Source organism: Paraburkholderia dipogonis (assembly GCF_042680985.1).
Taxonomy (GTDB): Bacteria; Pseudomonadota; Gammaproteobacteria; order Burkholderiales; family Burkholderiaceae; genus Paraburkholderia; species Paraburkholderia phytofirmans.
Window position 1 is genome coordinate 2167 of the sequence record NZ_JBHUFR010000009.1, and the last position, 353, is coordinate 2519.

The 353-nt window shown below is 60.1% G+C and carries 1 protein-coding gene; it reads right to left on the reverse strand.

The window, feature by feature from the left end:
• Positions 1-142 precede the first annotated feature (142 nt).
• Positions 143-353: 4Fe-4S dicluster domain-containing protein (locus ACFSNN_RS12495; protein WP_377779173.1), on the reverse strand; the 211-nt coding region annotated here is incomplete at its 5' end.

Consider the following 353-nt stretch of genomic DNA (forward strand, 5'->3'; position numbering starts at 1 on the left):
GGCGCGCGCCGCGCCGGCGGTAAGCGCCAGCAGGCCGCTCGCGAGGAGCGTCGTGGCAAGCAGATGGCGGATAGTCATGAGTTAAACCCCGGTTGATAAGGAGCCGTGCTTCAAAGTGGATGGTTCTTCGGGTGGTTCTTCATTAACGCAGCAGATAGGGAATCTCGACCCTGACCGCATCGGTCGGGCAATCTTTCTCGCACGGCATGCAGTACCAGCATTCGTCGAATTTCATATAGGCCTTGCCCTTGCTCAGATCGATCGCGAGCAGGTCGAGCGGGCAGACATCCACGCAGACGGTGCAGCCTTTGTCGGCAATGCACTTGTCCTCATCGATCGTGACGGGCGCGGCG